General features: G+C 35.9%; 4 protein-coding genes. 2 read left to right on the top strand and 2 right to left on the bottom strand.

From position 1 onward, the window contains the following. Positions 1 to 538 precede the first annotated feature (538 nt). A complete protein-coding gene (locus IM515_RS07705; protein ID WP_002754997.1) occupies positions 539 to 910 on the top strand; it encodes a type II toxin-antitoxin system RelE/ParE family toxin in 372 nt (123 codons plus the stop codon). A 5-nt stretch (positions 911 to 915) separates the two neighbouring features. Further along, on the top strand, positions 916 to 1,242 hold the full coding sequence (locus IM515_RS07700) for a helix-turn-helix domain-containing transcriptional regulator (protein ID WP_002754998.1): 327 nt from the start codon (positions 916 to 918) through the stop codon (positions 1,240 to 1,242). Between the two features lie 207 nt (positions 1,243 to 1,449). On the opposite strand, the gene IM515_RS07695 is transcribed toward IM515_RS07700, so the two are convergent. Both IM515_RS07695 and IM515_RS07690 read right to left on the bottom strand, forming a co-directional pair. Then, entirely contained in the window at positions 1,450 to 3,006 is a 1,557-nt protein-coding gene (locus IM515_RS07695; protein ID WP_287628382.1) for an AAA-like domain-containing protein, read from the bottom strand. Positions 3,007 to 3,080: 74 nt separating this feature from the next. After that, entirely contained in the window at positions 3,081 to 3,500 is a 420-nt protein-coding gene (locus IM515_RS07690) for a type II toxin-antitoxin system VapC family toxin (protein WP_287628380.1), read from the bottom strand. Positions 3,501 to 3,635: the final 135 nt, after the last annotated feature.

Below are 3,635 nucleotides of genomic sequence, written 5' to 3'. Positions count from 1 at the left end.
GTGTTATGCAATGGACGGGGGTTATAAGGGATGGAACCCTTATATAGAAAGGCATTTAGCGATTTTTGTCAATTGTTTTTGCTCTAGAGCGAACTAATCAATTAAGTCTCTTGCCAGATAAGGATTTAGTCGATTTATGCACCCCTATCGAATCATACCAAGTAACGAAGAACCAGAATTATTTGCGCTCAATCTGTTTAACCCGAAATAGATTTAGGATTTTGGCGATCGCCTCTAGCTCTTGAAAAAGAGGATAATTCCGTGAGTAATAATAGAGTAGAGAGTTTATTTGAATAGACATAGACGAAAGACCTGAAAATTGTCTAAATCGAGATATCTAGCTGACATCGTGACTGTGAATTTCTCCACAGTCAATACTAAAAATTTATTTAGAATCATATAGGACTTACGCAAGATGTGACTGAAAACCTTATTCTTGCGTAGGGGTAATTCATGAATTACCCCTACTTTCGTTCCCTTTTGCGTAAGTCCTGTCATACTGTTTGACATAGAGTAACACATAAGTTACTATAGCAGTATGTCTATTATCAAAGTTCAAGAATATCTTCAAGAAGATGGTTCAAGTCCTTACCAAGAATGGTTTAATAGCTTGGATACCCAAGCAGCTGCGAAGGTAACAGTTGCTAAGTCTCGTTTGGAATTAGGCAATACATCAAATGTTAAATGGTTTGATGGAATTGGGGAATATAAGATTGATTGGGGTCCAGGATACCGAATTTATCTAGCTCAAGATGGTAAACAGCTTATAGTTTTATTTGGTGGGGGAACAAAGAAAAATCAGCAATCTGATATTAATCGTGCTAGAGAATTATACCAAGAGTACAAAAGACGAAAAAAAGAAATTAGCAAAGAGCAAAAATTTGACAATGATAGTAGAGAGAAAAGGTAGTTATTATGGCACTAACTAGAGACTTTAAAGAAACCGTTAATGCACGAGTGCAAAGAGATTCTGAGTTTGCGATCGCTTTACTGGATGAAGCTATTTCTCTTTTCCTAAATGGTGAACCAGAAACAGCAAGACTGATTTTGAGAGATATTGTCAATGCAACAGTAGGTTTTGAACAGTTAGCAATTGAAACCTCTAAACCTAGTAAAAGTTTACATCGAATGTTATCAGCAAAAGGTAATCCGACGATGGATAATTTGACTGCTATTTTCAATGTTTTGCGGAAAAAACTGAATGTTGATATTAATGTGAAAACGACGGTTATTTACCATTAAAATTCCATTATCTTGAATAAAATAGCGATGGTGCGAAGCGAACTGACAAGTCAGCGCTTGCGCTATCGCATTTCCTCACATTGACAAAAAAAGACGATTCCTACGGAGTGCTTCGCTATTAAACCAGCGAGTCATAGGATTTTATGATTCACTGGAAATTTTGATTGTAGATGATTTTGGGGTTAAGGTGTTGGAATAGATCAACATTTACGCCCGAATTACAGTAATTCTATATTGATTTTCCGTCACCACCACCTCAGTTGATAATCTTTCTTCCATTGGTAAAGCATTTTTACGCCTATCAAAGATAAATAACCAACCAAAATCTAAACCCAAACGCCCTAAATAAGATTCTAATTGTTCAATTCCATCAGCTTGAGGATCGCGTTTTTTATCTCTCCACACCTTCAATTCAATCCCTAAAATTACATCTTTATACTGCAAACATAAATCCATTCTATCACTACCAATGGCATATTCCCTTTCTAAAACTCCCCCACCATTAACCACACGATGTAAAAAAGCCATTAATACTATATGTGGAGCGATTTCATGATAACCAGTGCTACCTAATAAAGGTTCGACCTGTTGTCGCCAAAACTTGAGAAATGCAGTTAATAAAGCATCTATATTTAATTCACCCTCTGGGGTTAACCAAGTGGGTGCAATCATGGGTAAAGATGCCATCGGTGTCACAGTTAACACCCTGGGTAACACTTCTCGATAAATGGGATTAGCAATAGTTAATCCTCCATAGGGGTGCATTTTACATAATCCTAAATCTATGACAAATTGAATATCATCATTAGGTATATTTCCTAACTCTAAACCTGCTAACATCGGTTCAATAATGGCTTTAATTCTTGGTTCTCTTAACCTTTCCGCTAAACTATCTAAATGAGTATCTTGACGTGCAATTAATATTTCTTTAGCTGTTAAAATGTGTTCTTTAGTAATAGCAATGTTTCTATCTTTTACCATTTTTTCTACAATTTCTTTAGCTAAAGCATTAACTAACCAAGGTTGTCCTTGGGTTAAATAATAAGCTGTTTCTATTGCTTCTGATGTGAAAATTTGTCCAGTTGCTGCTGTATGTTGTTGATATAATTCTCCCACTTCTTCGAGATTAAAATTTCGCATAGTCAGAGAAGCAACTTTAATATTAAAAGGACTGGATGTATTTAATCTATCACTACCTCCCGATGCTACTTTATAATCTCTCACATCTCGTAAACCAATTAATCCTACTGATGAGGGAAAATTTTCTGGACGTTTAGGAAAACCATCTCTTAACTGTCGTAAAATAGAAATTAATGTTTGGTCTTGTAAAGAGTCAATTTCATCTATAAATAATACTATGGGACGATTGATAGCTTTTGCCCAACCTCTTAAAAAAGCCTTAATTCTGCTTCCTGGTTCTTGCTGTTGCCATTGTTTAGCAGGAGGTTGTAATTCTTCTGGTAAACTATCCTCAATTGTATTATACCAAGTTCCTAAAATTGCCAATTCTGCGGCAGTAGGATCATGATTAAATGCACTTCCTACTTCTACAGATACCATGACTGCGGCATAATTTCCAGTATCAGTCAGTTGTTTTGCTAGGGATAACATAGCGGTGGTTTTCCCCGTTTGTCGTGGTGCGTGAAGGACAAAATAACTACGTTGTTGAATTAGCTCCTCTAAATCTGGTAATCTGACTGTGGGAGAGAGCATATAATGGATATCGTCTGAACAGGGACCTGCAATATTAAACCAGCGAGTCATAGAATTTTGGTAATAGGTGAACTCTTTAAGTTTAGACATTTTTTATGCTCTTGATACATTATTAAAACCACTAGCTAATGAGAGTTGGTTAATTCGGTAATTAATTGTTCAGGAGTGATAATTCGTGGTGTGACAATGGGGAAATCTTGAGGATTACGGGTAATAATTGCATCTAATTGATTAACTACCGCAGTAGAGTATTGAATAGAATCTTCAAAATCCTGAAAATTTGTTGTGAAAGCCATTCTAATTGCAGCCTGATTTACTGTAGCAATTTGACAAAAAGTAAGTATTTCTTGCAAAAACTCAATAGTTAAATCTCGACCTTTTTGTTTACGAATAAGATAATAAAGGTCACTAATAGTTGATGCGGAAATGTAGCCTTCTATTTGTCCCTGTTCAACAAATGCCAAAACTGTCTCGCTATTAGTAAAGTAAGGCTGTCTTTCCAGGGCAATATCTATAATGATGTTGGTATCAAGCAAGACTTTCACAGGTTATGTTTCTCCTTTAAATATTCCCATTTAGCTTGATCTGGATCAAAATCAGGAGGTGCAGGTTGGGTTTTCTCAAACCAGTTTTGCAAAACCTTGATTTTAGTTGGTCTTTTTGGTGTTTCTGGTGCTGGT

The organism is Microcystis sp. M44BS1 (assembly GCF_020244875.1).
Classification (GTDB): domain Bacteria; phylum Cyanobacteriota; class Cyanobacteriia; order Cyanobacteriales; family Microcystaceae; genus Microcystis; species Microcystis panniformis.
The sequence above is the reverse complement of the archived record's forward strand: the minus strand, read 5'-3'. Positions and strand labels throughout refer to the sequence as shown.